The organism is Maridesulfovibrio pacificus (SeqCode), assembly GCF_048612815.1.
GTDB lineage: Bacteria > Desulfobacterota > Desulfovibrionia > Desulfovibrionales > Desulfovibrionaceae > Maridesulfovibrio > Maridesulfovibrio pacificus.
Genome location: NZ_JBLZNE010000001.1, coordinates 2904940 through 2931412 on the forward strand (window position 1 = coordinate 2904940; position 26473 = coordinate 2931412).

General features: G+C 48.3%; 27 protein-coding genes and 1 other RNA gene. 7 read left to right on the forward strand and 21 right to left on the reverse strand.

Going from position 1 to position 26473, the window contains the following annotated elements; genetic code table 11:
- Positions 1-28 precede the first annotated feature (28 nt).
- The 18 genes from rny to ACNI23_RS13565 form a co-directional block, all read right to left on the reverse strand.
- Positions 29-1585: a ribonuclease Y gene (rny, locus tag ACNI23_RS13480; protein ID WP_420249410.1), complete on the reverse strand. Its 1557-nt coding sequence runs from the start codon at positions 1583-1585 to the stop codon at positions 29-31.
- Positions 1586-1780: 195 nt separating this feature from the next.
- A non-coding RNA gene (gene ssrS / locus ACNI23_RS13485) (6S RNA) lies at positions 1781-1963 on the reverse strand.
- A 38-nt stretch (positions 1964-2001) separates the two neighbouring features.
- Positions 2002-2250 (reverse strand): cell division protein ZapA, encoded by a 249-nt coding sequence (locus tag ACNI23_RS13490; protein WP_420249412.1) that lies wholly within the window; start codon positions 2248-2250, stop codon positions 2002-2004.
- An 80-nt stretch (positions 2251-2330) separates the two neighbouring features.
- The gene (locus ACNI23_RS13495) at positions 2331-2507 is read right to left on the reverse strand and encodes a hypothetical protein (RefSeq protein ID WP_015853315.1); all 177 of its coding nucleotides are present in this window, start codon (positions 2505-2507) and stop codon (positions 2331-2333) included.
- A 31-nt stretch (positions 2508-2538) separates the two neighbouring features.
- Positions 2539-3921 (reverse strand): bifunctional UDP-N-acetylglucosamine diphosphorylase/glucosamine-1-phosphate N-acetyltransferase GlmU, encoded by a 1383-nt coding sequence (gene glmU / locus ACNI23_RS13500; RefSeq protein WP_420249413.1) that lies wholly within the window; start codon positions 3919-3921, stop codon positions 2539-2541.
- Positions 3922-4122: 201 nt separating this feature from the next.
- Positions 4123-4551 carry a F0F1 ATP synthase subunit epsilon gene (locus ACNI23_RS13505; RefSeq protein ID WP_420249414.1) on the reverse strand — a complete coding sequence of 143 codons (429 nt, stop codon included), beginning with the start codon at positions 4549-4551 and terminating at the stop codon, positions 4123-4125.
- 14 nt (positions 4552-4565) lie between these two features.
- Positions 4566-5969, reverse strand: coding sequence for a F0F1 ATP synthase subunit beta (atpD, locus tag ACNI23_RS13510; protein WP_420249416.1), 1404 nt, complete (start codon positions 5967-5969; stop codon positions 4566-4568).
- A gap of 17 nt (positions 5970-5986) precedes the next feature.
- Positions 5987-6865, reverse strand: a complete 879-nt coding sequence (locus ACNI23_RS13515) for a F0F1 ATP synthase subunit gamma (RefSeq protein WP_420249417.1) — start codon at positions 6863-6865, stop codon at positions 5987-5989.
- 15 nt (positions 6866-6880) lie between these two features.
- Entirely contained in the window at positions 6881-8389 is a 1509-nt protein-coding gene (atpA, locus tag ACNI23_RS13520; protein WP_420249419.1) for a F0F1 ATP synthase subunit alpha, read from the reverse strand.
- 4 nt (positions 8390-8393) lie between these two features.
- Positions 8394-8945: a F0F1 ATP synthase subunit delta gene (locus ACNI23_RS13525; RefSeq protein WP_015853321.1), complete on the reverse strand. Its 552-nt coding sequence runs from the start codon at positions 8943-8945 to the stop codon at positions 8394-8396.
- Complete coding sequence (atpF, locus tag ACNI23_RS13530; protein ID WP_420250570.1) at positions 8945-9499, reverse strand: F0F1 ATP synthase subunit B; 555 nt, start codon at positions 9497-9499, stop codon at positions 8945-8947. Before atpF ends, ACNI23_RS13525 begins: the two co-directional genes overlap by 1 nt.
- A gap of 45 nt (positions 9500-9544) precedes the next feature.
- Positions 9545-9961, reverse strand: coding sequence for a F0F1 ATP synthase subunit B (locus ACNI23_RS13535; protein ID WP_015853323.1), 417 nt, complete (start codon positions 9959-9961; stop codon positions 9545-9547).
- 142 nt (positions 9962-10103) lie between these two features.
- On the reverse strand, positions 10104-10472 hold the full coding sequence (locus tag ACNI23_RS13540; protein WP_015853324.1) for a bactofilin family protein: 369 nt from the start codon (positions 10470-10472) through the stop codon (positions 10104-10106).
- Between the two features lie 50 nt (positions 10473-10522).
- Positions 10523-11638 carry a rod shape-determining protein RodA gene (gene rodA, locus ACNI23_RS13545; protein WP_420249420.1) on the reverse strand — a complete coding sequence of 372 codons (1116 nt, stop codon included), beginning with the start codon at positions 11636-11638 and terminating at the stop codon, positions 10523-10525.
- Entirely contained in the window at positions 11638-13434 is a 1797-nt protein-coding gene (gene mrdA, locus ACNI23_RS13550; RefSeq protein WP_420249422.1) for a penicillin-binding protein 2, read from the reverse strand. The genes rodA and mrdA overlap by 1 nt, the downstream gene beginning before the upstream one ends.
- Entirely contained in the window at positions 13421-13882 is a 462-nt protein-coding gene (locus tag ACNI23_RS13555; protein ID WP_420249424.1) for a hypothetical protein, read from the reverse strand. Before ACNI23_RS13555 ends, mrdA begins: the two co-directional genes overlap by 14 nt.
- A gap of 3 nt (positions 13883-13885) precedes the next feature.
- Entirely contained in the window at positions 13886-14776 is an 891-nt protein-coding gene (mreC, locus tag ACNI23_RS13560) for a rod shape-determining protein MreC (protein WP_420249426.1), read from the reverse strand.
- Between the two features lie 221 nt (positions 14777-14997).
- Complete coding sequence (locus tag ACNI23_RS13565) at positions 14998-16038, reverse strand: rod shape-determining protein (protein WP_015853329.1); 1041 nt, start codon at positions 16036-16038, stop codon at positions 14998-15000.
- A gap of 232 nt (positions 16039-16270) precedes the next feature.
- On the opposite strand from ACNI23_RS13565, the gene mnmL reads away from it, so the two are divergent.
- A complete protein-coding gene (gene mnmL / locus ACNI23_RS13570) occupies positions 16271-17236 on the forward strand; it encodes a tRNA modification radical SAM protein MnmL/YtqA (RefSeq protein WP_420249428.1) in 966 nt (321 codons plus the stop codon).
- 112 nt (positions 17237-17348) lie between these two features.
- On the forward strand, positions 17349-18248 hold the full coding sequence (locus tag ACNI23_RS13575) for a diguanylate cyclase (protein WP_420249430.1): 900 nt from the start codon (positions 17349-17351) through the stop codon (positions 18246-18248).
- 288 nt (positions 18249-18536) lie between these two features.
- Here ACNI23_RS13575 and pstA read toward each other — a convergent pair whose 3' ends face one another.
- From pstA to ACNI23_RS13590, 3 genes are all read right to left on the reverse strand, one after another.
- A complete protein-coding gene (gene pstA / locus ACNI23_RS13580; protein WP_420250571.1) occupies positions 18537-19385 on the reverse strand; it encodes a phosphate ABC transporter permease PstA in 849 nt (282 codons plus the stop codon).
- A 132-nt stretch (positions 19386-19517) separates the two neighbouring features.
- The gene (gene pstC, locus ACNI23_RS13585) at positions 19518-20381 is read right to left on the reverse strand and encodes a phosphate ABC transporter permease subunit PstC (protein WP_420250572.1); all 864 of its coding nucleotides are present in this window, start codon (positions 20379-20381) and stop codon (positions 19518-19520) included.
- Between the two features lie 620 nt (positions 20382-21001).
- Entirely contained in the window at positions 21002-21820 is an 819-nt protein-coding gene (locus ACNI23_RS13590) for a PstS family phosphate ABC transporter substrate-binding protein (protein WP_420249432.1), read from the reverse strand.
- A gap of 311 nt (positions 21821-22131) precedes the next feature.
- Here ACNI23_RS13590 and ACNI23_RS13595 point away from each other — a divergent pair, with 311 nt between their 5' ends.
- The 5 genes from ACNI23_RS13595 to ACNI23_RS13615 all read left to right on the forward strand — a co-directional run bounded on the left by ACNI23_RS13595 (position 22132) and on the right by ACNI23_RS13615 (position 26431).
- Positions 22132-23484: a protoporphyrinogen/coproporphyrinogen oxidase gene (locus ACNI23_RS13595; RefSeq protein ID WP_420249434.1), complete on the forward strand. Its 1353-nt coding sequence runs from the start codon at positions 22132-22134 to the stop codon at positions 23482-23484.
- Between the two features lie 4 nt (positions 23485-23488).
- Entirely contained in the window at positions 23489-24565 is a 1077-nt protein-coding gene (locus tag ACNI23_RS13600) for a M24 family metallopeptidase (protein WP_420249435.1), read from the forward strand.
- Positions 24566-24847: 282 nt separating this feature from the next.
- The gene (locus ACNI23_RS13605; RefSeq protein ID WP_420249437.1) at positions 24848-25063 is read left to right on the forward strand and encodes a DUF4911 domain-containing protein; all 216 of its coding nucleotides are present in this window, start codon (positions 24848-24850) and stop codon (positions 25061-25063) included.
- 156 nt (positions 25064-25219) lie between these two features.
- A complete protein-coding gene (locus ACNI23_RS13610) occupies positions 25220-25825 on the forward strand; it encodes a TetR/AcrR family transcriptional regulator (protein WP_420249439.1) in 606 nt (201 codons plus the stop codon).
- Positions 25826-25948: 123 nt separating this feature from the next.
- Positions 25949-26431: a methyltransferase family protein gene (locus ACNI23_RS13615; protein ID WP_420249440.1), complete on the forward strand. Its 483-nt coding sequence runs from the start codon at positions 25949-25951 to the stop codon at positions 26429-26431.
- Positions 26432-26473: the final 42 nt, after the last annotated feature.

A 26473-nucleotide genomic window follows, 5' to 3' on the forward strand; every position in this document is an offset into this window, starting at 1 on the left:
CGGTGAACCGGGCCTTTCGGGAAGTTATTTACTTAGCATAGCCCACCGAGCGCCGTTCGCGGATAACGGTCACACGAATCTGGCCTGGATAGGTCATGTTGTTTTCAATCTTGGTGGCGATATCCTTACAGAGCATATGGGTGTTATCGTCAGATACTCTTTCAGCATCAACCATAACTCTGATCTCACGGCCTGCCTGAATGGCGTAGGCTTTGGATACACCGTCGAAACCGGTAGCCACGTTTTCAAGCTCTTCAAGACGCTTAACGTAGTTTTCCAGCAGTTCCTTACGCGCACCGGGACGGGCACCGGACAGGGAGTCCGCAGCCTGAACGAGGGTTGCGAGCACGGATTTGGGCGGAATATCTTCGTGGTGAGCCTGAATAGCGTGGATGATCTCTTTGGATTCACCATGCTTCTTGGCAAGGTCGGCACCGATGACAGCATGAGGCCCTTCGATTTCATGGTCGACAGCCTTACCGATATCGTGCAGCAGACCTGCGCGCTTGGCGATTTTCTCGTCCATGCCCAGTTCTGCCGCCATAATCCCACAGAGGAAAGCCACTTCAAGTGAGTGCTGAAGAACGTTCTGAGAGAAGCTGGTGCGGTACTGCAGCTGACCGATGAGCTTGACGATTTCGGGATGAATACCGTGAACGCCTACATCGAAAGTTGCCTGTTCACCAATCTCACGCAGTTTGACGTCCATTTCCTGCTCAACCTTGTTGACGATGTCTTCAATGCGTGCGGGGTGGATACGTCCGTCGTGGATCAGACGCTCAAGAGCCTGCTTGGCCACTTCGCGGCGCAGCGGGCTGTAAGCGGAAAGAACAACCGTTTCCGGAGTATCATCAATGATCAGGTCAACACCGGTTGCAGCTTCAAGAGCGCGGATGTTGCGGCCTTCACGTCCGATGATGCGACCCTTCATATCTTCGGAAGGAAGAGTCACAGCGGTAACGGTCTGTTCGTTTACGTAATCGCCGGAGTAACGCTGAATAGCGAGGGCGAGAATCTTGCGGGCCTTGCGGGTTCCCTCTTCCTTGGCTTCCATTTCAATGGAACGAACCATTTTGGCAGCTTCGTGGCGGGTCCTGCTTTCAATTTCGGTCATGAGCTTTTCACGCGCTTCCTCAACAGTCAGCCCGGAGACTTCCTGCAATCTACGCTCATGCTCATCCTTTCTCTTTTCAAGATCTTCGCGAAGACCTTCGAGCTTCTTTTCCTGCTTGATCATACGCTTTTCAAGAGTCACAACTTCGGACTCTTTGCTGGCTACTTTTTCAAGCTTGTTCTCAAGACGCTCTTCTTTTTCTTGGAGGCGCTCCTCTTGCCTTTTCAGGCCGCGCTCCATTTCTTTATACTCATTTTCCTGCTCTTTTTTCAGAGCATAAACTTCGTCCTGCCCCTGAAGCTTAATTTCCTTTTTCATGGCTTCAGCTTCTTTACGGGCTTCCTGGACAATACGGTCTGCCAATCCTTGCGAATCAGCCAGACGTTTGGAATTCACGTACCGATGCAGAGCGTAACCGCCTGCGGCACCTAGGGCGATTCCAAATAAAATCAGAAAAAAATCCCCAAACATGCCTTTCTCCTTTGTATGTTGACAGATCTCAAAGGACCTGATTTGTCATTACCGATTAATACAATCGGAAGATTATAACAATCTGCAATGGAAAGAAGAGAACAAAAGGCTGAATGAGGTGTTTTTTAAGTGGTCCGGCAGAAAATTTAATAAATTAAACCTGTTAATTCATACCAATACCGAGAATCCCCATATTGGGACCCCGGAGATGCCGTGTTGCCGTATACGTTAGAACCTAGTCTAACAGGTGGGCGCTGCCCCCGGAATTTTAGGCTTCCCGGTAAAACCGGGCCTGCACACCATTCCGGTGATGCTTGCTCCCTTACTTTTTATATTGGTTCAAAAGCCATAGGGCAATCACGCACTCCCCAGGGAAATTTCTTTATATCTTAAAAAGCGGTGCTATGCACAGCTTATCACTTCTCTAACAGCGCGTTAATTTTCTCTTCCATTGTTTCGAGCTTGCGGCTGTGTTCAAGGTAATCATCGGCCAGACTAAGAGCCAGACAGGTGAGTAATTTCTCCCTGCTGACATCCTTTCCGCCCCGGGTAAGCTCGCCAAATCTCTCTTCGAGCACATCTTTTGCGGCTTCAATTCTTTCTTTGTCCGCATCGGTCTTGAAAGAAATTTCAAGTCCGAGAACGGGAATAGTATAACGGGGCATATTAATCCGGTGACAGTATTCCTGTAGAATTTATATAAATCCGTTTCCTTCATTTGAAGGACAACGGATCTGAAAAACCCTTATTCGATGGTACCTTCAACTTTGTTCAGGAGAACTTCAATGCGATTGCGGACATCGTCCTTACGCTGTTTCTCCTGTTCAAGTTCCTCAAGAAGAAAAGCATTTTCTTCTTCAAGTTGCTTAATTTTTTGCAGCATCTTATCGAAACGTTCTTCCAAATGAGCGATTATTTCCATAGTCCTACCCTAATACCTTATCTTTACAAAATCAAGACTTCTTAGAAGTCCGGGAAATGTTGACCTGCCTGCCTCTTGCGACACCAAGATCACCATCTTTTACATTCTTAGTTATTGTGGAACCGGCTCCGATCAAGGCACCTTTGCCGATAGTTACCGGGGCCACAAGTGCAGTATTGCTGCCGATGAACGCACCTTCACCTATAACGGTTTTATGTTTGTTCACCCCATCATAGTTGCAGGTGATTGTCCCCGCACCGATGTTGGTTCCTGCGCCGATTTCACTGTCACCGAGGTAAGTCAGGTGGCTGGCCTTAGCTCCCTTACCGAGAACGGCCTTCTTCACTTCTACAAAGTTGCCTACCTTGGACTCTTCCTCAAGGACCGCGCCCGGACGCAGACGCCCGTAGGGACCGACCATACAATCGCGTCCAACCTTGGCTTCCTCAAGATGGCTGTATGCCTTAATTATTGCTCCTGAATCGACAACACTGTCCACTATGCGAACATGGGACTGGAGCACTGCACCACGACCAATCTTTGATGAACCATAAATTTCGCAAGGACCTGTAATTTCAGCCCCCGGGTCAATTTCAACACCGGGACCAACTACAACCGACTCCCAATTGTGTAGGGTAACACCGCTTTCAAGCAGCTTTTCAGCTGTCCGCAAGCGTAGTGCGGACTCAGCCTTAGCAAGCTCAAGCGGGCTATTGATCCCCATGAGATCAATGGAGTTTCCGGCATTCACTGCGGTGACGTTCATGCCACATTCCACAGCAAGGTCAACAAGATCAGTAATATAATACTCCCCACTCTTATTATTATTGGTCAGTTTACTAAGCAAGCTGTCCACAGAGGAGATTTTAATACAATAGATCCCGGCATTGACTTCGCCACTTACCGGACCATGTTCAGCTTCATCGTAATCTTTGGCTTCCACAATGGCTGTAACCTGACCTTCTTTGTCGCGAATGACCCGTCCAAAAGCAGCAGGTTCATCCGGTGTGATACTCATAAAAGAAAGGTCAGCACTTTCATTTTTCACCGCTTCAAGAAAATCGGTCACAACCTGCTCCTGAATCAACGGGGTATCACCGTTGATTACCAGACAGTATTCAACACCCGATTCTTTGATCCGGTCCCATCCCATCTGCAGAGCATGTCCGGTTCCAAGTTGTTCTTCCTGAAGAACAAAACGGTCTTTCATATCCGGGAGTGCTTTTTCAACCTGTCCGGATTCAAAACCGACAATGGTAAAAACATTTTCGCCGAGAGCTGGTTTAAGGGCCTTATATACATAGTAGAGCATGGACTCGCCGAGTAAGGTTTTAAGTACCTTGGGGCTGTCCGAATGCATGCGGGTACCCTTTCCTCCAGCAAGGACAAGGGCGCAGGCAAATGATTTATCCATAATAAATTACTCTCCAATATTATTTGCTCGCCACTTGTTATCAGGTTGCCGGACTTGAGTAAATGCGTAATAAAATTTTATTGAATTTAATTTTACCGTAATTTCAATGCGATACCTAAGGTATTAAACAAAAAAAGGAGCAGACTGTTTAAACAGTCTGCTCCCTGATAGCCATATGGGCTTTGAGGCTGAAACTAAGCTCTAGTGAGTGGTAGTCCCGGCCTTCTGGGCCGCATCTTTGCAGCTTAAGCGTGCAAGTGCTCTCTGGAGAGCGGCCTGCGCGCGAGCGGATTCAATGCGATCCTGTGCTTTAGCCAAACGAGCCTTCGCTTTATCCTGAGCTTTTTGAGCCCGAGCGATGTCGATCTCAACGGCCTTTTCAGCAACTTCGGCGAGAATGGTCACTTTATTGTTTCCTACTTCGGCAAAGCCGCCGGAAACAAAGATGTAGTGAGTGCGGTTACCTTCTTTAAAGTAGAGGTTACCTACGCCGAGAGCCGAAAGAAAGGGTATGTGATTGGCCATAATACCAAACTCACCCTCAATCCCCGGGGCGCCGACATAGTCGACTTCCTGGGAAAGGACCTTGCGATCAGGAGTAACGATTTCCAAAAGGAGCTTACTAGCCATAATCGCGTCCTATGCTATTTGTTTTTCTCTTTCTCAATGGCTTCTTCGATTGCGCCAACCATGTAGAAGGAGTTTTCAGCCATGTCATCGTATTCGCCGTCGAGGATTCCTCTGAAAGCCTTAACAGTGTCTTCCAGCTTTACGTATACGCCGGGGGTACCGGTGAATACTTCAGCAACGTGGAAGGGCTGGGAGAGGAAACGCTGGATGCGGCGAGCACGTGCAACAGTCTGCTTATCTTCGTCGGACAGTTCATCCATACCAAGAATGGCGATGATGTCCTGAAGATCTTTATATTTCTGCAGAACCATCTGAACTTCACGGGCAGTCGCGTAATGCTCGGCACCAAGTACGTTGGGGTCGAGGATACGGGAGGTGGAGTCAAGAGGGTCAACCGCAGGGTAAATACCAAGCTCTGCAATCTGACGGGAAAGAACGAGAGTACCGTCAAGGTGAGAGAAGGTGGTAGCAGGTGCGGGGTCAGTCAAGTCATCCGCAGGGACGTAAACAGCCTGAACAGAGGTAATGGAACCTTTGTTGGTGGAGGTAATACGTTCCTGGAGTCCACCAAGGTCAGTACCGAGAGTCGGCTGGTAACCAACTGCGGAAGGCATACGACCGAGAAGTGCGGATACCTCGGAACCTGCCTGGGTGAAACGGAAGATGTTATCAATAAAGAGAAGAACGTCTTCACCTTCAACATCACGGAAGTACTCAGCGATGGTCAGAGCGGTCAGTGCAACACGAGCACGTGCTCCCGGAGGTTCGTTCATCTGGCCGTATACGAGAGCAGACTTCTCAAGAACGCCTGCGTCTTTCATTTCGTGGTAGAGGTCGTTACCTTCACGGGTACGCTCACCAACACCTGCGAAGCAAGATTTACCACCGTGCTGTTTCGCAATGTTGTTGATCATTTCCATCAGAATAACGGTTTTACCAACACCTGCGCCGCCGAAGAGGCCCATCTTACCACCCTTGGGGAAGGGAACAAGAAGGTCAACAACCTTGATACCGGTTTCCAGCAGCTCAACCGTGGTGGACTGCTCGGTGAATTCCGGAGCAGCGCGGTGAATAGACATAGATTCTTTAGCGTCGATGGGACCCAGTTCATCAACAGGGCGGCCAACAACGTTAAGGATACGACCGAGAACGCCATTACCGACAGGTACGGAGATGGATTCACCGATTGCAACTACTTCCATGCCGCGGACGAGACCTTCGGTAGCGTCCATAGCGATGGTACGAACAACGTTATCACCGAGGTGCTGTGCAACCTCACACACCAGGTCAGGTGCGTCGGTGTTGTTCGGGTTATCAATCTCGACCGCAGTCAGAATGTTGGGCAATTGCCCTTCAGGAAATTCGACGTCAACAACCGCGCCGATAACCTGAACAATTTTACCTGTAACTTTACTCATCAGAGTAACCCCCTATATTATCCTTTCAGCGCTTCAGCGCCGCCGACAATGTCCATAAGATCCGCGGTAATAGCGGCCTGCCTGGTTTTGTTATAAAGCAAGGTCAGAGTTTCGGTCATATCGTCGCATGCTCTGGATGCGTTATCCATGGCAGCCATACGTGCAGCGTGTTCACTGCAGGATGTGTCGAGCAGACCGCGATAAACCTGAACTTTAACAAAACGGGGCAGCAGCTCCGCGAGAAGGCCTTCAACGGAAGGTTCGTAAATGTATTCGCTGCTAGCGCCGGACTCAGCTTCTTCACCTGCTGCCTCGGAAGACATAGGCAGGATCTGAAGGGTTTCCGGGGGCTGGCTGGCGACGCTTACGAATTTACCGAAGACAAGGAAAACCTCATCAAGATCTTCAGCAAGATAGGCATCGATAACTTTGTTACCGATGGATGCAGCCAGATTGAAGTCGAAGGAGCTCATGTCATCAGTGAGAGCTTCAATGATTTCATGCTCAGTCTTCTTAACGGCGGCAGCACCTTTTTTACCTACGCAGTAAAACTTTACAGCTTTACCTTCAGCCTTCTTCGCTGCAGCCAGTCTAAGGGCTGCATTTATCATATTCGTATTAAAACTACCGCAAAGTCCGCGATCAGAGGTGGTAAGTACGATACCTACGGTCTTGATCTCTTCGTGGACTTCGAGCAGCGGGTGAACGGATGAATCCGCGCCTGCTGCCAGATCGCCAAGCATTTCGTAGAACTTGTCTGCGTAGGGGCGGAAGCGCTCAATTCTGTCTTGAGCACCGCGCAGCTTAGCCGACGCAACCATGTTCATGGCTTTGGTAATCTGCTTAGTCTTTTTAATACTGACGATTTGGTTTTGGACATCCTTAAGAGAAGCCATCAGTACCTCCCAGGATTAAGCTGTGAAACCTTTATTAAACTCTTCCAGAGCGGCCTTCAGCTTGCCTTCGATATCGTCGTCAATAGCGCCTTTAGTCTTGATGCCTTCCAGGATTTCAGGTTTCGCGTTAGCGATGAATTCCTGAAGCTCATCTTCGTATTTACGTACTGCGGTAACAGGTACTTCATCCATGTATCCGCGGGTACCGGCGTACAGAGATACAACCTGCTCCATGACGTTCATGGGCTTGTACTGAGGCTGCTTAAGAAGCTCAACCATGCGGGCACCGCGGTTCAGCTTCTGCTGGGTGGCCTTATCGAGGTCGGAACCGAAAGCTGCGAAAGCTGCCAATTCACGATACTGTGCGAGGTCAAGACGCAGAGTACCGGCAACCTGCTTCATAGCTTTAATCTGAGCAGCACCACCAACTCGGGATACGGACAGACCTACGTTAACAGCAGGACGGATACCGGAGTTGAAGAGGTTGGGCTCGAGGTAAACCTGACCGTCGGTAATGGAGATAACGTTGGTCGGGATGTATGCGGATACGTCACCTGCCTGAGTTTCAATGATAGGCAGTGCGGTCAGAGAACCAGCGCCGAGGCTATCATTTACTTTACAAGAACGCTCGAGGAGCCTTGAGTGCAGGTAGAAAACGTCACCGGGGTATGCTTCACGTCCCGGAGGGCGACGAAGCAGGAGAGACATCTGTCTGTATGCAACAGCCTGTTTGGAAAGGTCATCGTAAGCGATCAGGGCGTGCTTACCACCATCACGGTAGTACTCAGCCATGGTTGCACCGGTGTATGCAGAAATAAACTGCAGAGGTGCAGGCTCAGATGCTGTTGCAGAAATGATTGTGGTGTATTCCATTGCACCGTGCTTACGCAGAATGTCAGCAACAAGAGCAACTGCTGCTTTTTTCTGACCGATAGCTACGTAGAAGCAGTGGATACCGGAATCTTTCTGAGCGAGAATAGCGTCAACGCAGATAGCGGTCTTACCAACCTGACGGTCACCAATAACCAACTCACGCTGACCACGTCCGATAGGAGTCATCGCATCAATCGCTTTCAGACCGGTGTACATGGGCTCATGTACGGACTTACGTGCGATGATACCGGGAGCTTTAAGCTCAACGGGACGGGTTTCTTCTGCTTCAATAGGTCCGAGACCGTCGATAGGCTGGCCGAGAGGGTTAACAACACGACCCATAACAGCGTTACCAACAGGTACGGAGAAGAGCTTGCCGGTACGTTTTACCGGGTCACCTTCTTTAATGCCTGTGTCGTCACCAAGAAGTGCAACACCGACGTTATCTTCTTCGAGGTTGAGAACCATGCCCATCAGGCCGCCGGGGAACTCGAGGAGTTCCATAGCCATTGCGTTCTCAACACCATGAACACGAGCAATACCGTCACCAACGTAGAGAACGGTACCGGTTTCGCTCATTTCGACCTTAGACTCATAATTCTGAATCTGATCTTCAATGATTTTGCTGATTTCTTCCGCTTTAATCTGCATGGCCCTACACACCCCTTTTAATCTGTTCTTTCATCATTTGCAGCTGTGCGCGAATGCTTGCATCAAGAACTTTATCACCAACCTGAAGAACAACACCTCCGAGGATGTCTTTATCCATAGCAAAGTCGAGCTCGAGTTTGCTTTTAAGCTGTTCTTCAAGACGTGTTTTAATTTCTTTCTGACGCTTAACGGTCAGCTTGATTGCAGTCACCAGTTTGCCACGGACGACACCCTGAACGTTGTCCAGCATTCCTGCGTAGTCGCTTGCGATCTCAGGAATAACCGGCAGACGTCCTTTGTCGGCCAGAAGGCTGCAAAAGTTTTTAACCACAGGTCCTGCCGAGGTCTTCTCAAGCAGTTTTTCGAGTACGGCTTTCTTTTCATCCGCACTGAAAACAGGATTCTGGAAGAGCCTCAGGGCCTCCGGGGAATCTTCCAGTATCTGGGACAACTCGGTCAGTGCCAAACCATACGCCGCAAGGTCTTCTTCTCCCTGCTTCTGGCCAACGGAGAACAGCGCCTTGGCGTATCTGCGTGAGACTATGTTCCCGGTCATTAGAGCACCACCTTTGTTAAGTATTCATCCACCAGAGTCTCGTGCTGAGCTTTGGTAAGCTTGCTCTTGACGATTTTTTCAGCTGCTTCGATGACCTGATCAGCCATTTCTGCACGCATTTCGTCAAGTGCTACGTTTACTTCCTGCTCTGCGGAGACTTTGGCCTGAGCTTTGATCTGCTCGGCAGTCTGCTCGGCTTTCTGGATGATCGCCGCCTTCATGGCCTCGCCCTGAGATCTGGCCTCGGAAAGGATGGAATCCTTTTCCTGTTCCAGATTAGCAATACTTGATTCGACGTCGCGGAGCTTTTTCTCTGCAGCTTCCTTACGGGACTGCAAATCGTTAAGCTCCTGCTTGATGCCTGCCTGGCGTCCTTTAAAGAGAGAGGCGATTTTATCGCCAGCAAACTTGTAAAGGATCCCGAGGACGAGGATCAAGTTAAGTACACGCCAACCGAAGTTTGCCCAGGGAATTTCGTGAGCCCCTTCACCACCGCTTGCATAGGCTGCGCCTGCTGCTAGCAGTACGGAAAGAGCGGTTGTTGCCATGATCATGTTTTTCCGCTTCAAGGCTAAACCCCCCTTCGATATTGATTAGGCCTAGCCAAGAACCTTGGCTGTAACCTTCTGAGCAAAAGCTTCAACTTCGCCACCAAGAACCTTCATTGCTGCACCTTTATCAGCTGCAACCTCCGCGCGAGCTTCCTTCATAGTCGCGGCTGCGACTTTTCCGGCCTCGGCGAGCAATGTTTGTTCCTGAGCGGCTCCCTGATCTTTGAAGTCGTTCCGGATTTCCATTCCCTCTTTACGGGCAGAGTCCAGAGCAGCTTCGTAATCCTTAACCTTGGTTTCAGCCTGTCCGTTGAAATTTTCCACCTTGGAGAGCTGATCGCTCATGAGCTCTGCGCGTCTCCTGATGATTTCACGAATAGGACGAAACATAAGAAGGTTGAGAACAAGAAGGGTGATGATGAAGTTCGCTAACTGGATAAAAAAGCTAATATCTAAATCAATCATGCCTGCTCCCGAAAAGGTTGTGAATTTTTGTCCAAAGTCAGTTGCGGTGTAGCTAAATTTAGAGCTTGTGTCAAAGGGTTTTTGAAAATGAATCGGTTACTTTTCGCCGATTAACCCCCGTCAACACTGGCTTGTTATTTTTTTAACTAATTTCTTCTGTTTCTGTTTCAGTTGCAGAAGACGAGCTGGAACTCATGGTTACACGCCCTTCCAGAACCGCACCTTCCTCCACTACCAGGGTAGGGGTGACCAGGTTACCCTGCAGGTTTGCAGTCTTATGCAGAACAGCCTTCTCAGCTGCATAAACCTCTCCTGTCACACGCCCACTGAGAACAAGCTGGCCTACACGCAAAACACCTTCTACCTTTGCTTCGCGGCCGACGACCAGAGTTCCCTCGGATTCAACTTCACCGTTGAAATTACCGTCAATACGTACAGCACCTTGAAAATTCAGCTTTCCCTGATAATCGGTTCCGCTGCCCAAGAATGCATTTATTTCATCTCTTGCCATTTTTATCTCCTTTTCCCCAGAGCCGGTTTTTGAAAAACCAAACATGCGGCTTACCCCTGTTTAAATACGTAACGTCTCATGGAAACGTTTAAAACGAGACCCACGAGACAAAGGTTGACGACGGTACCACTGCCGCCATAACTGATGAATGGTAAAGGGATGCCTACTACCGGCATTAGTCCGAGGACCATACCCATATTGATAAGGATTTGCCAGAAGAAATAAAAGAATACGCCTGCCGCAAGATAGCTTCCGAACAGGTCTTTTGCTTCTCTGGCTGTCACAACCATTTGATACAAAAACACACAAAAAAGGCTGAGCAGGGCCATAGCCCCGGCAAAGCCCCACTCTTCACCGAAAACAGCGATAGCAAAGTCAGTGTGCTTCTCGGGCAAAAACCGCAATTGAGACTGCGTTCCGCCCAGAAATCCTTTACCCCAGACCCTTCCGGACCCGATGGCGATTTCCGACTGAATGATATGATAGCCCGCGCCGAGCGGATCGCTGGCCGGGTTCATAAACGAGATAACCCTGCGCTTCTGATAATCATGCATGAAAAGCCAGCCCACAGGAATCAAACAAGGACCGACCACGGCAAGGGTTTTGAACAGCTTGGGAGTCAGCCCCCTATAGAGAATCATCCCGCCGAGAATGAGCAGAATATTGAGTCCCGAACCGAGGTCCGGCTGGGCAATTACCATCCCTGCGGGAATAATCCCCACCCCGACGACATAAGCTAGATTCTTGATATTCAGGGGATCGCTACTGCGGGAAAGAATCTTGGCCCCGATAACCAGAATGGTAATCTTAGCCATCTCACTGGGTTGAAAATTAAAGAACCCCAGATCGAGCCAGCGTCGGGCACCGTAAATGGTTTTACCGATTACCGGGACACACGCCAGAAGTATCACAGTAACCCAGAACAAAGGCCATGCTATGGTCCTTAAATGCCGGTAATCAAAGAGCATAAAGGTGATCATACCGGCAAAGCCCATCAGTCCCCAGATGAGCTGCTTCTGGTAAAATGAGCTGACGCTCATTCCCTGCTCCAGCCTGAATCCGCTGGCAGAGTAAAGATTAAGAACTCCGACAAAAAACAGCATTGCCGCCAGTCCCAGCAGGAACCAGTTCATATGAATAAGTAATCTGCGGTCAATGGGAGACATTATTTCTTACCCTTATTGCCTTTGAAAATATAATCATAGATAGCTTTGACTATCGGACCGGCCCCGGAACCACCATGCAAACCGTGTTCAACCATACAGACAACCACATAACGCTGGTCTCCTTTTTCTGCAAAACTGGCCATCCACGCGTGGTCCCTATACTTATAAGGGATATCTTCATCCTTCATTTTTTTAAGCTCATCAGTGAGCTTAACCACCTGAGCAGTCCCGGTCTTACCACCGACGACAACCCCTTTCATGCGCAGTCTGCGTGCGGTTCCGCGAGAGCCATCTACTGTGGCGATCATGGCCTTGCGAATTAATTCACGTTGTTGATCTGTGAGCGGAAGCAGACCCTGCTCTTCGGCCGGTTCGCCGGCCAGAAGCTGCGGCCTGAGCAATCTGCCACCATTAATTAGTGAAGAAATAGAGCGGGCCACCTGCAAGGGAGTGACAAGGGTATAGCCCTGCCCGATGGAGAAGTTCAGGTTCTCGCCGGGATGCCAGATTTCGCCAAATCTCCGTTTTTTCCACTTACGGGTCGGGATCAGCCCGCCTTTTTCGTGTGGCAGAGAGATTCCAGTGGGCTTGCCGTATCCTGCTGCAAAGGCATATTCGCTCATCCGGTCTACGCCGAGTTTTTTACCCAGCTTGTAGTAATATACATCACAGGATTCCACCAAAGACTTTTCAAGATCGGTCTCTCCGTGTCCGCCTCGTTTCCAACAACGAAACACATATTTGCCGAGCTTCATATGACCGGGGCAATAAACCGTATCTTCAGGCGTGATTACCCCGTAATGCAGCCCTGCCCCGGCAACAGTCATCTTAAAGACCGATCCCGGAGGGTACACGGACTGGATCACCCTGTTCTGCAACGGGGTTCTGGGGTCATCGCGCAATGCGACCCACTGCTTCTGACTCAGTCCGTCAGTAAAGGAATTGTTGTCATAGGATGGAGCACTGACGAAAGCCAGAATTTGACCGTTATCAGGGTTCATGACCACTACAGCCCCGGCCTTGCCTTCAAGCAGCTTTCCGCCAAGTTCCTGCAAGCCGAGATCAATGGAAAGATCAATGTCCTCTCCGGCTATGGGAGGGTTAAGAATACGCTCTTTTAGCCTGCGTCCTGTAGCATCAACTTCACTCTGCCTGCGACCTTTGATGCCCCGAAATCTTTTTTCCAGCACAGATTCAAGACCTTGCTTCCCAACGTAGTCACCTACAGCGAGATCGGAATCATCTTCCAACTCAGCTTCATCAACCTCGGAAACATATCCCAGAACATGCGAAAGAAGAGGGCCTTGCAGGTATTTTCGGCGGGGACGGACCACAACCTCAAGTCCGGGCCAGTGCAATGAGTTAGCCTCAATTACAGCAACCTGTTCAAAAGTGAGGTTAGGAACTAAAATTAAGGGCTCAAACGGTTTGACCCTGCGCCGGGACTTCTTGAATACTTTCTGCAGCTTGGCAAGCTCTACCCCGGTCCACTTAGATATGGTCACCATAGTGGCATCAAGATCCTTGCAGTCCTCACGGACAATACCCAAAGCATAGGCGGGTTCGTTGACAGCCAATAACTGTCCGTTACGGTCCCTGATCAGACCGCGCGGAGCATAAAGATTATCCTGTCGCAACTGGTTATTACGGGCCTGCTCGGAAAAATATTCGCCCTTATGAATCTGCAAATACCAGAAACGCAGGGCAAAAATACAAAACAGGAGCAGTATAAGCCCCTGCAAGAGCAACAGTCCGTTCTTGGGAGGTTGCTGGGTTTTAGACTCATACAGGCTCATGTCTAAACCTTTGTGGATAAATATATTTCAGCAGGAGCCATTCAACGGGGAAAATTGCGGCTTGCAGGATTCCTTCAAAGATATACCGGTCCCGAACCCAGACCATATCAGCGAGCATAGACATCATTGCGGTCAGCACAGGGTGCAAGGCTCCGAGCACAACTCCGCAGAGCAGAGCGAACATCATTGACTGCACATCAAAAAACATTGCTCCACAACGATACAGCGCTAGAATTGAGGAATACCAGAGAACGGAGTAACCAAAAGGAAGGCCGCCGATACCGTCCTGAATAAGAGACCAGATCAGAATAAGCCAGACAATGTGATATTTCTTTTCCAGCTGGATGCAGAGCAACAATCCCGGAGCAAGGAAATCCACTCCCGGCACAATTTTCTGTACCCAGATTGCTACAAAGCTGAAACAGGCCCACCAAAAAGCGGAATACATGGCCTACCTCCCTTCAGCTGTGGTGGAATTTCCGGTACTGGCTGTGGAATTAGCATTTCCGACAGGGGACTTGGTATCAGGAACACCTCTGTGCAACAAAAGCACCTCTTCGGTATTCTCCATGTCCACCAATGGAACAGCTTCCACATTAAGAAAAAGCGAAATGTCAGAACGCTCAACAGAAATAATCTTGGCGACAGGCAGACCTGGGGGAAATAAACCGGCAAGGCCGGAGGTGACCAGAATCTCCCCTTCGGTGACCGGGGCATTGATCTTCATGTACTTCACACTCAAAGACTCGCCCTCGCCGTTTCCGACCAGAAGACCTGTGGAACGGTGAATCTGACCGCGAACAGAAATCCTGCTGTTCAAATCGGTCAGCAGCAACGCCTTTGAAGCACTGAGCCCCGGCTCCACAACCCGGCCCACAACCCCGAGAGGAGTTATCACCGGAGTATCAGGATCAACACCCGAAACCACACCTTTATTGATGATAATTGAATCAAGGGCAGCAGAAGGCCCCATGCGCTGGGCAATGATCCGTGCTCCGTCAGTTTTCCAGTTGTGTACCGGCTTGATCGCAAGCAATTTATGGTAACGCTCGGCCTCAGCCGCCTTTTCACGCAACTTCATGATCTCAAGGCGCATCAAATCATTCTGAGAGCTGAGCTGATCATTGAGCTGTTTCAAGCCCAAGAGATAGATATACTTTTCCCAGAACTCGACCGATTGGTCATGCACATATTCGCAGGGCCACAAAACCCATTTGACGATTTCAAGACCGGTAAACCCGGCGAGACGGTCCAGCTGTCCGGACCTCAGATTCCACGAATAAAGGCTGAGGTAGACAAACAGGCCAATAATAACGGCTATAGCGGCGCGCTTAAGCTTCACACTTAATCCTCTGTAATTGAGAGCAGAGATTAAAAAATAAATAGAAAAAAGCTATAACCAGAAAGACGAAAAAACCGGACTGAGAGAATCGAAATCAATCTCAAATCCGGGTGCGGTTAATTTCTGAGGACATAGCTTTTTGCAGATAAAATCCGCAAAAAACTATGCCCTCAGCCGTAACTGGTGCACTCGATTCCATCCGCGGCAAAAGGAGCGGACAATTAATCAATAGTTACGTCTTTATAGATGTTTATTTCATCTAAAGCTCTACCGGAACCGACAACAACAGCATCAAGGGGCATATCAACCACAGTGATGGGCAGGTGGGTTTCCTGACTCAGGAGCTGATCCAGCCCCTTAAGCAGTGCCCCGCCGCCGGTAAGCACAATACCCCGGTCAACGATGTCGGCTGCAAGTTCAGGCGGAGTCTGCTCAAGGGCCACACGAACACCCTGAACAATGGAATCCACCTGTTCGGAAATTGCTTTCCTGATCTCTTCGGAAGTGATCAGAATATTCTGAGGGATACCGGTCACGAGGTCACGACCTTTAACTTCCATCTCCAGTTCCTCTTCCAGCGGGAATGCGGAACCGATCTTAATCTTGATGGATTCGGCAGTGGATTCACCGATAAGCATGGAGTACTTGCGCTTCACATGCTGCATGATGGCTTCATCCATTTTGTCACCACCCACACGTACGGAACGGGCGTAAACAATACCGGAAAGGGAGATAACCGCGATTTCGGAAGTACCGCCGCCGATATCTACAACCATGTTGGAGGTAGGTTCGGTGATCGGCAGGTTGGCACCTATTGCCGCCGCCATTGGCTCCTCAATGAGGTAAACCTCACGGGCACCGGCAGACTGGGCACTTTCCTTGACCGCCCTTTTTTCCACCTGGGTAATCCCGGTGGGCACGCAGATCATGATCCGGGGACGGACCAGCCTGCGGCTGTTATGGACTTTTGAAATGAAATGGCGCAACATGGCTTCAGTTACTTCAAAGTCAGCAATAACGCCGTCTTTCATGGGTCTGATAGCCACGATGTTACCGGGAGTTCGACCAAGCATCCTCTTGGCTTCCAACCCAACGGCGAGGACCTTGCTACCGCCGTTAACGTCTCTCTTCACAGCGACCACAGAAGGTTCGCTGAGCATAACGCCCTTACCTTTTACATAAACCAGTGTGTTAGCTGTACCGAGGTCGATTGCAAGGTCACTGGAAAACGAACCGAGTATCTTGTCGAAAATCGATGCCATATTAAACTGGAAACTCCAAAAAAAATGTGATTCTAAAACACCTCACAGGAGGCGGACTTAACGTCTATCAAAAGAAAATCCTAGGAGTTAACTAGCAGAAGAAAGTGTAGCAGGCAACACATTACAGCACTTCGATCAGTTACTGCCTTATCGCCATAACAGTCCGTAAAAACAGACTTTTACAACTAAATTGCAAATAAACAGCCTTAAAAACTTCAAATAAGGAGATTTCATGCACCGTTTTTACGGTTTAGCTGCCCGCCTGAGACAAAGTTTCGGGGAACGGGTCCAGAAAATTCCGCTTGATTTCGGATTCACCTGCCCTAACAGGGACGGTTCCATTTCCCGAAAGGGATGTATTTTCTGCAGCCCGCAGGGTTCAGGCTCAGGATTGCACGGCCTTTCAATGTCCATCCCGGAGCAATGGGCCCACTGGCAGGAAAAACTTTCTAAACTTTACACCGCCAAGCTCTATCTTGCCTACCTGCAATCCTATTCCAATACCTATTGCAGCTACGAGGAACTAAAGTGCGCCCTTGACCAGCTGAACGGACTCCCCGGACTGGCCGGGCTATGCATAGGCACCCGTCCTGACTGCCTTGATGATGATAAACTTTCTTTGATCAAAAGCATGGGACTCAAAGAGACATGGCTGGACCTCGGTCTGCAAAGCTCAAACAACGCAACCCTTGAACGAATCAACCGTGGTCATACTGCCGAACGATTTGCCGAGGCCGTAAAAATGGCTCACGCACACGGATTGGATGTCTGCGCACACCTCATAGCCGGACTGCCCGGAGAGACTGCTGACGATTTCCTCGAATCAGTCCGTTTTCTAAACAATCTACCCATTGCCGGGATCAAGTTTCACAACCTTTTCGTTGGTAAGGGCACTCCTCTAACCAAGCTCTACGAAGCGGGCGAATATGCTCCCATTGAGCAGGATGAATACATCTCCATGCTGGTGGAAGCCATCTCTATCCTGCGTACCGACATAGTCATTCACCGCCTTAAGGCTGATGCCGTACCCGGAGGACTTATCGCACCGGAATGGGTGCGCATGAAACGCACTGTACTTAATGAAATTGAAAAAAACATGAAAGAAAAAGGGATTTGGCAGGGCTGCGCACGGTCAGATGCTCCAAGCGAACCGCCACTCTGGTATGATCCGACATTTCAAAAGGAATCTATGCCCTAAACCCCTATATTAAAGGGCTCGCAGCAATCAGGCAACTCAGGGTCAACTTGACGAAATAAGTAATAATATATATTATCAATATTGACAATAATACTTCTTCAAATGGATAGATATGCCTGATAAGTTACATGAAGATTTCTTAGATTCCGTTAGCGACGGAATCTACATTTTAAACAAGCAGCGATCTATTACCTTCTGGAGTAAGGGTGCTGAAATAATATCCGGCTATTCTGCCCACGATGTCACAGGGACGAGTTGCAAGGACAACCTGCTGCGCCATATCGATGAAAATGGTGTTAACCTGTGCGAAAACGGATGTCCTCTTGAAGCGACCATGAACGATGGTAAGGTTCGAGAGGCAAACGTATTCATGCATCATAAACACGGGCATAGGGTATTAATTAATGTCAAAGCTTTCCCTGTGAAAGATAAGCTGGGTAAAATCACCGGTGCTGCGGAGATTTTTAAAAAAATAGACAGAAATTCAGATCTGATTCAAGAGCTTGAACTATTGCGGCAAAAAGCCATGACCGATCCTCTTACGGGGCTGGCAAACAGGCGCAGTATTGCCCTAACTGTAGATCATTTTGAAAAATTAATTAAATGCAAAAACCATAGACTCGGAATTCTCTTTGTAGATATCGATAACTTCAAGACCTTCAATGACAGATTCGGTCATCATATAGGCGATAAGGTTCTGACTATGGTAGCCAATACGATAATCTCCACTTTGCGACCGACAGACATCGCCAGTCGTTGGGGAGGAGATGAATTTGTCATTTTCATCCCTGATGTAGAAATTCAAGAACTGGAAAAGCTGGCTGAGCGCCTTCGCAAGCTGATTGAACAGTCATGGATCAATTTAAATAATGAACACATCTCCGTCACCGCTTCAATTGGTGGTGTTGCAGTCAGAGCTAAGGAAACAATATCCTCAGCAATTAAAAGAGCCGACGAACAAGTTTATTTAAGCAAACATTCCGGTCGCAACATAATTCACATAGATAAATAATTACGCACGCTCACAGTCAGACATAATTTCAATTACTTCAATAAACCACAGCATTATAAGTCTATAACAACTTAGACTCTTCGTACTTCCACTCAAGTTAATTCCTTACTCTACCGGGGAAAATACCGCCACCCACAAGGTCGAAATGAATATCATGACAGCCCGAGTCATGAACTATATGGTCGACCATGCGCAAAAGCATATCCGTCGGAGACATAAAATAGAAACGGCCCGCACGCATATACGCACAGGCCGTTCCAAGCACGGTCAAGAGGGTGAGGACGAAATTTACTTGTTACCTTTTTTCTGCATCTTTGCCCTGATGTAGATAGCCAGCATATTCATGCTCAGCACTAAGGTAATCAACACAAGAGATGTACCGTACTGAATATGCCTTGTCTTTTCGATCTCAGTACCGGCGGTTGCCAGAACGTAGATATGATAAGGAAGAGCCATTACATCATCAAAAAGGGATTCCGGCATTTCCGGGGTGAAGAACACAGCTGCGGTAAACATGATAGCAGCGGTTTCCCCGGCAGCCCTTGAAAGGGTCAGGATAGCGCCGGTGAGCATTCCGGGCAGAGCTGCGGGCAGTACAACTTTGTATATAGTCTGCCACTTGGTAGCTCCGAGACCGAGCGATGCTTCGCGGTAGGTCTGGGGAACAGAACGAAGCGCTTCTTCGGATGCTCCGATAACCAGCGGCAGTGCCAATGCACCGAGGGTGCAGACTCCGGCCAGGATGCTGACGCCCATACCCATAACGGTAACGAACAGAGAAAGTCCGAAGAGTCCGAAAACAACAGATGGAACACCTGCAAGGTTATTGATTCCCAGACGAATAATGCGCACCAGTCTGGGTGAAGTTGCATACTCATTAAGATAGATGGCTGTAGCGATTCCCCAAGGCAGGGCAATCATCAACGCACCGTAACTAAGCACGATGGTTCCCACAATACAGGGGAAAATACCACCTGCGGTCATGGACTCGCGTGGATTCTCAGTGAGGAACTCCCAGCTCATGGCCGGGAGGCCGTAATAGAGTACGAAGCCGACAATGATCAGTAGGGCAAGACCGTTAACGGCAGCTGCGCCTTTGAACAACAAAAAGACCACCTTCTGGATCTTCTCGCGCATAGAATAATTATTTTTACCCGGTTCCATCATGGTCTCGGCTACTTCAACATTACTTTCCATCATGGATTCCACTTGTTCTATTGTTTCAGCATTATTCATTTCTTTCACCAATTGTTTTCCCGTGCGTTTCAGTTACAGGGAGGCGGAACCGACCTGTTTGTATTTATGGGCCACGTAATCAGCGATGAGGTTGAAAGCCATGGTAAACAGGAAAAGCACCATGCCGATTGCGAAGAGCGCATAGTAATGATCACTATGAAAAGGAGCTTCGCCCATTTCAGCAGCAATTGATGCAGGCATGGGACGGACCGGATCAAATATCGAAGTAGGCAACAGACCTGCGCCACCTGCAACCATAAGAACAACCATAGTCTCGCCGATTGAACGGGCCATACCAAGGATAACCCCGGTAGAAATACCGGAAAGTGAAGCCGGTACGATAACTTTATAAATTGATTGCCAGTGTGTGGCGCCCAGAGCGAGGGAAGCCTCTTTAAGTTCCGGAGGAACTGAGTAAAGGGCATCCTCGGAAATACTGGTAATGGTCGGAACAGCCATGAAAGCAAGCATGACCGAAGCATTGAAAAGGTTCAGGCCAACAGCGATATCGAATGTATCCTGCAGGAAGGGGGCAACCACAACCATACCGAAGAAACCGATAACGACAGAAGGCAGGGCGGCCAGCATTTCAACAGCCGGCTTAACAATGTTACGCACCTTGAGCGGGGCGATTTCAGCAAGGTAAATCGCAGTCATCACACCAAGGGGAATCGCGATAAGTGATGAAAGCATGGTTACCGCTCCGGAACCTACGATCAGAGGCCAGATACCGAATGCAGGGTCTTCATCAGTGGGATACCATTCGTGGCCGAAAATAAAGTCGGTGACGGAAACATGCTTAAAAATGGGCAGGCCTTCGATGAAAAGAAACATCATAATCAGGAAGAGGACCAGAATAGAGGTGAAAGCAGTTCCCAGAAAAATAGAATGAATTATGCGCTCAACTGTGCGCCTGCTGAGAGAAAGATTGGAAAGAGCGAAAATGACTGCCCCCAGAAGCGTAAGAACTCCACACAGGACATACCAACCTATTGATCGGGACGAAACCATGTTCTCTGCACTGGCTTTGATACTGGTCATGGTTATAAGATCGGCCTTATTTTTACCCATGACTTCGGGATCAGTGCGGACATAGGTGTAAACCCTGTTCAACTCAGAATTAAGCTCTTTCATTCTGAGTTCTTTTTCCGCTCTGCTCAAACCACTTTCTTCTGTGGTCTCTGCAACTTCATGAGTTGAGAGCATCATGACTTTCTTGAGCGCACCAGCGGCACTCATGGAATAGTCTCCCCTTTGTGCCACCTTCTCAGCGGAGGAAATAAAAATCTGTTCAGCTTCAGTGCTTATACCCAGCTTATAGGCATAAGCTCCGGCCACAACTGCGAGGGTGATGAGCAGTAAACAGATATTGCGGGACGTAATCACAACTTTTCCCCTGATATAAAAAATTGTTTTTTATTGTTAGTCTTGGATACTTGAAATTCCGGGGGGACTTTTGAAATCCCCCCGGACTTTGTACTTATTCTATCGGACCCGGCTTTTCCGGAAAGCCTGTATTATTTTACGGGGATGAAACCGGTATCAGCAGCAAGCTTCTGACCGGCGGGGCTCATCATGAAATCGATGAGAGCTTTGGATTCACCTGTGGGTGCGCCGGGAGTGTAAAGGTTCAGGCCACGAGAGATGGGGTAGGAACCGTCTTTAGCAGTAGCAACGGAAGCTCCAACACCGTTAACATCAACACCTTTGAGCTCTTTGTTCAGGTAAGCAAGACCTACGTAACCGATGGCTTTTTTGTTCTTGGAAACAGCCTGTGCAACAGCACCGTTGGAAGCCTGAAGCAGAGCGCCGGGGAATACGCGGTGTTTTTTGCCGTCGTGCTTCATTACTTTGCTCTTCCAGCAGTCATAAGTACCGGAGGAGGTGTCGCGGGAGATAACAACGATTTTTGCATCTTCGCCGCCAACTTCTTTCCAGTTGGTAATTTTACCGGTGTAAATGCCCCAGAGCTGATCCTTAGAAAGCTTGGAAACAGGGTTGCCGGGGTTTACAACAGGAACGATGCAGTCAAGTGCAACGATAAACTGGGAGGGCTTGCGACCGTTGTCGGTAGCTTTCTGGATTTCGCTGCCTTTCATGTCGCGAGACATCATGGCGATATCGGTGGTACCGTCGATGAGCGCTTTTGCACCGTTGGAAGAACCGCCACCGGAAATGGAGATAGAAACATTAGGATTGGCTTTCATGAAAGCTTCAGCTGATTTCTGCATGAGAGGCAGAACAGTAGTTGAACCTTTGACCTGAATAGAACCTGCAAATGCAGAACCTGTAAAAGCCATTACCATCACAGCAACGAGAGCAATAATTTTTTTCATTCTAGTTTTCCTCCAAATAATGGAATTTTGATTTCAGACTCAGTTCATTTTTACCGCGTCCGTTTTCTAGCGTTGAGCAATGGTCTATCCGAACTTAGTTACAAACCTGTTACGCATAAAAGGAAGATCAGTTACAGTGTAACTTTAACACTTCATCAACATTATAAAGCATTAAAAATCAGCACGTTACTAAAAAATCTTTTTTTAATATTTTTCGAAACACAAATCCGGACAAAATTCTTAAATATGTCTGGCATAGGGATTGCTTCTATAACTTAAAACAAAAAATTCTATGTTGCGGAGTAAGCACTATGAAATACAGATATGTCATAATCGGCGCGGGTCCCACCGGCCTTGGAGCGGCTCGCAGGCTTTCTGAACTTGGTGAAAAATCATTCCTCGTACTGGAAAAAAATTCCTGGGCGGGAGGGCTGGCTTCCAGCTTTACCGATTCCAAAGGATTTACATGGGACATTGGCGGACATGTGATGTTTTCCCATTACGACTATTATGACAAAATGATCGAAGACGTGCTTAAGGGTGAATATATAGAACACTTGCGCGAATCGTGGGTCCGCATTCTTCATAGCTGGGTTCCATACCCCTTCCAAAACAATATTCGTTACCTTCCCAATCAAGAAAAATGGGAATGCGTGCGCGGCCTCCTGCCCGGAGAACGTTCTGAAAATAAGCCGAACAACTTTCTTGAATGGATTCATTCCATCTTCGGCAAGGGCATCGCCAAGCATTTTATGGAACCTTATAACTATAAGGTATGGGCCACCCGTCCCGAAAACATGTCCTTCTCATGGATCGGTGAACGGGTCAGCGTGGTTGATCTTCCTTCTGTGCTCAAAAATATTCTCCTTGAGCAGGATCAGCTTTCATGGGGTCCGAACAACAAATTCAAATTTCCCCTTAAAGGAGGAACCGGAGCCATTTTCATAAATCTGGCGAAAACTGTTTCCGATTATATTAAATATGATACCAATGTGGCTGTCATTGATCCGCTGGCGAAAACTGTTACCGACACCAAAGGTAATTCATATGAATATGAACACCTGCTCAACACCGGTCCCATAGATATTCTCGCTTCCCGCTGGCTGGCTGCCCCTGCCGCACAACTCATCAACGCAGCCCAAGCTTTGAAACACAACAGTGTGATTGTGGCCGGTATCGGACTGTCCAGCTCCAAACCTGATTCCCGCTGCTGGATGTACTTTCCTGAAAATGACAACCCGTTTTACAGGGTTACCAATTTCCACAACTACTCGCCAAACAACACACCGCAACCCGGCAAAGGACGGGCGCTTATGTGTGAAGTTTCATACTCAAATGACAAGGCTATCGATAAGAACAACATAATGAGAGAAGTCGAAGACGGCTTGGTCAATACTGACATGCTGAAAGAAGAGGACCGCAAAGACATTATTTCGCGCTGGTCAATTAATGTGGATTACGGCTATCCCATCCCTTGCCTGCAACGCGATGAAGCGTTAAAAGTTCTTCAGCCTGCCCTTGAATCCATGAACATCTATTCCCGCGGTCGTTTCGGCGGCTGGAAGTACGAAGTTTCAAACATGGATCATTCTGTAATGCAGGGAGTAGAATGGGCTGAACGGATGATAAACGGGCAGCCGGAAACCACATACAGGATCAGTTAAGCACATGACAATTTCCACCGCCACTTACGAACAACGGCGGGAGAATGTTCGCAAACGCCTTAAGGATCGCGGACATCCCCCTCTTCTGGTCAGCTTCGCAGCCAACCGCTACTACCTCAGCGGCTTTGAACTTCACGATCCCCAGTGCAATGAGACAGCAGGCTGGCTGATCATTGATCCTGCAGGCCGGGATTTTCTGCTCACCGACCCCCGCTATCACGATGCGGCCCGCAAAGTCTGGAAAGAAGATGATATCTTCATTTATTCAGGCCGTAAATTCGATGCCCTGCGTGATTTCTTCAAATCAAACGGCTTCAAGAAGATTTCTTACGATCCGAAATCCATCAATATTTTCGAGCACGAAAAGCTTAATGATTTCTGCGAGCTCAAACCTGTTTCAGGATTGGTGGAAGATCTTCGCCTGATCAAGGATGAAACTGAAATCAAACTCATGGAAGAATCCTGCGCCCTGAACCACAGGGTATATGAGCTGCTTGAACCTAAGCTTGTCCCCGGTCGCACAGAGGCTGAAATAGCATGGGACGTTGAACAGCTTTTCCGTAACAACGGTGCGTCCGAACTTTCTTTCCCCAGCATTGTCGGCATCGGCCCTAATGCGGCTCTGCCCCACGCCATCCCCGGCAATGACAAGCTTGAGGACGGTTCGCTGGTGCTTATCGATATGGGTGGCCGCGTGGGCGATTATTGTTCCGACCAAACCCGTACATTCTGGGTCGGCGACAAGCCTTCCGACCGTTTTCTTACCGTGCGCGATCAGGTGCAGGAAGCACAGATGGAAGCCATCAAAGTGCTGCGTCCCGGTCTCCCGATCCAGCACGCCTACCACACCGCCAAAGCTGTTTTTGAAAAATACGGAGTGGAAAAGTACTTTACCCATTCGCTAGGACACGGTATCGGCCTTGAAACACATGAGCCGCCCAGTGTCAGCCCCATTGCTTCCGGTGAACTTAAGCCGGGTATGGTTATCACTGTGGAGCCCGGTCTCTACTACTCCGATTGGGGCGGTATCCGCTGGGAATACATGGTGCTCATAACTGAAGACGGATATAAGATTTTGTAAGCCTTCGGCGACCCTGCCGGGGGCCTTAACCCCTTTTCCAAAAGGGTTTAAGAATCCCAAAACGTTTTAGTTGTTTTAACTAATACTAAACACGTATAATTGTACTAACCAAAACGGCGAAGCCTTACTAAAAAGTTTAGGAGAGTCCAGAGAACCCTTTCCAAAGGGTTCTTTGGTTCCCGAAGGGCCGCCGGAGGCAAAATATAGTTTAAAGATATGGCCCGTAGAAAAAGAAAACCTCGTCCGCGTCCCCTGCCACCGCCGCCGGAGAATTCCTCCCGCATGTATATTCAGATTGCACCTTCTGATATTGCAATCTTTCGTTTCCTCATGGAGGCCGTGGACAATCTCGCACTTTTCACCATTGCCGACCGATTCAAAGGGATCCTGCTGCTACGCTACAGCCCTCATCAGGAAAGGGAATTCCGTGAATTCATGAATGGACTCAAGCAGGAAATCGACATCAAATTCCTGCCCAATCCATCTAATCCGGCATAACTGATTTGCTCAAACATTTTTAGCCCGGCGCTTAATAGTGCCGGGCTTTCTTCTTTTCATGTAATATCTCCAAACATGAATAAAAATTCATATTTATTGACAATATGAATATGAATTTATATTCATAAAATTAAATTATAAAACTCAGGAGATAATATGACCCGGACACCAACCCAGAAACGAAGTCAGGAGAAAAAACGCCGAATCATTGTTGCCGGGATGAAACTGTTCTCTGAAAAAGGGTTCCACAAAACCGGGACTACCGAAATTGCACATGAAGCCAAAGTTTCAGTGGGATCATTCTACAGTTACTTCAAAGACAAAAAAGAACTTCTTGATCAAGTAAGTGAGGCATATGCCGCCAGCATCACAAAAGGCGTTTATGGTAATTTTGCAGATAATGCTCCATACACTAAAGGTTCACGAGAAATCACCGCTTATATTGTGGAAACCGCGAAACAGGCCCACACTCTATCAACAGAGCTGCACCGTGAAATACTGGCCCTGAAAAACAGGGAAGCCCAGATGGCTAATCTGGACCGCAGCATAGTACAGGCATTGGAAAATGGAGTGACCCAAATACTTAAAAACTGCTCGGAAAAAGTCAGGATCAAGGACATAGATTTAGGGGCGCGGCTTGTCAGCGGAGCAATGGAAGAGACAATGCACCGTTGCATACTCGAAGCCGGAGAACCGGACACGGAGAAGGCTTATACCGAACTGACCGAGATGTGTCACAGATATATTTTTAAAAAAGAATAGTGCTCAACAAACGGTTTTTGTTGCTCTTTTCTTTAAACTGTTAGACGATGATCTTGTGAGGATTTCTATTCACATTCAAGTGAAACGGTGCTGATATCAACAGGAAAAAGAGTGGAGCAGATAATGGAAGAACGCAAAAGAAGTGTATTCGGAGTCGGCCTGAAAATCTTCAAGCCTACAATCATTTACGGCCTTGCATCTTTGATCATCACCCTGATCTTTCCCAAAATTTTCTTGATGACTTTCCTTCCCAGTGCGGCATTCAATATTCTGGGCGGCATGCTGCTTGGAATCGGCATAGCCTTTCTTTTCATCTCCGGAGTTACTGTAAAAAAAGCCGTCGCTGAAGAACGACTTGAAACAACCGGAACCTTCGGCATAGTGCGCAACCCGCTCTATTTTGCATGGATCGCCTTCATTTTCACAGGAAGTGCCATTGCCACTCAGGCTTGGCTGCTCTTTGGCATGAGCTTTGTGGCTTACTACAAATTCCTGCACCACATCCCGGAAGAAGAAGCTGTTCTGGAAGAACTTTTCGGCAAGGAATATATGGACTACAAAAAACAGGTTCCTTCCATTGTGCCCAACCTGAAAGAACTGCTCTAATATTTCATTGAATATTGAACAAAAAAAAGTCTGACCAAATTT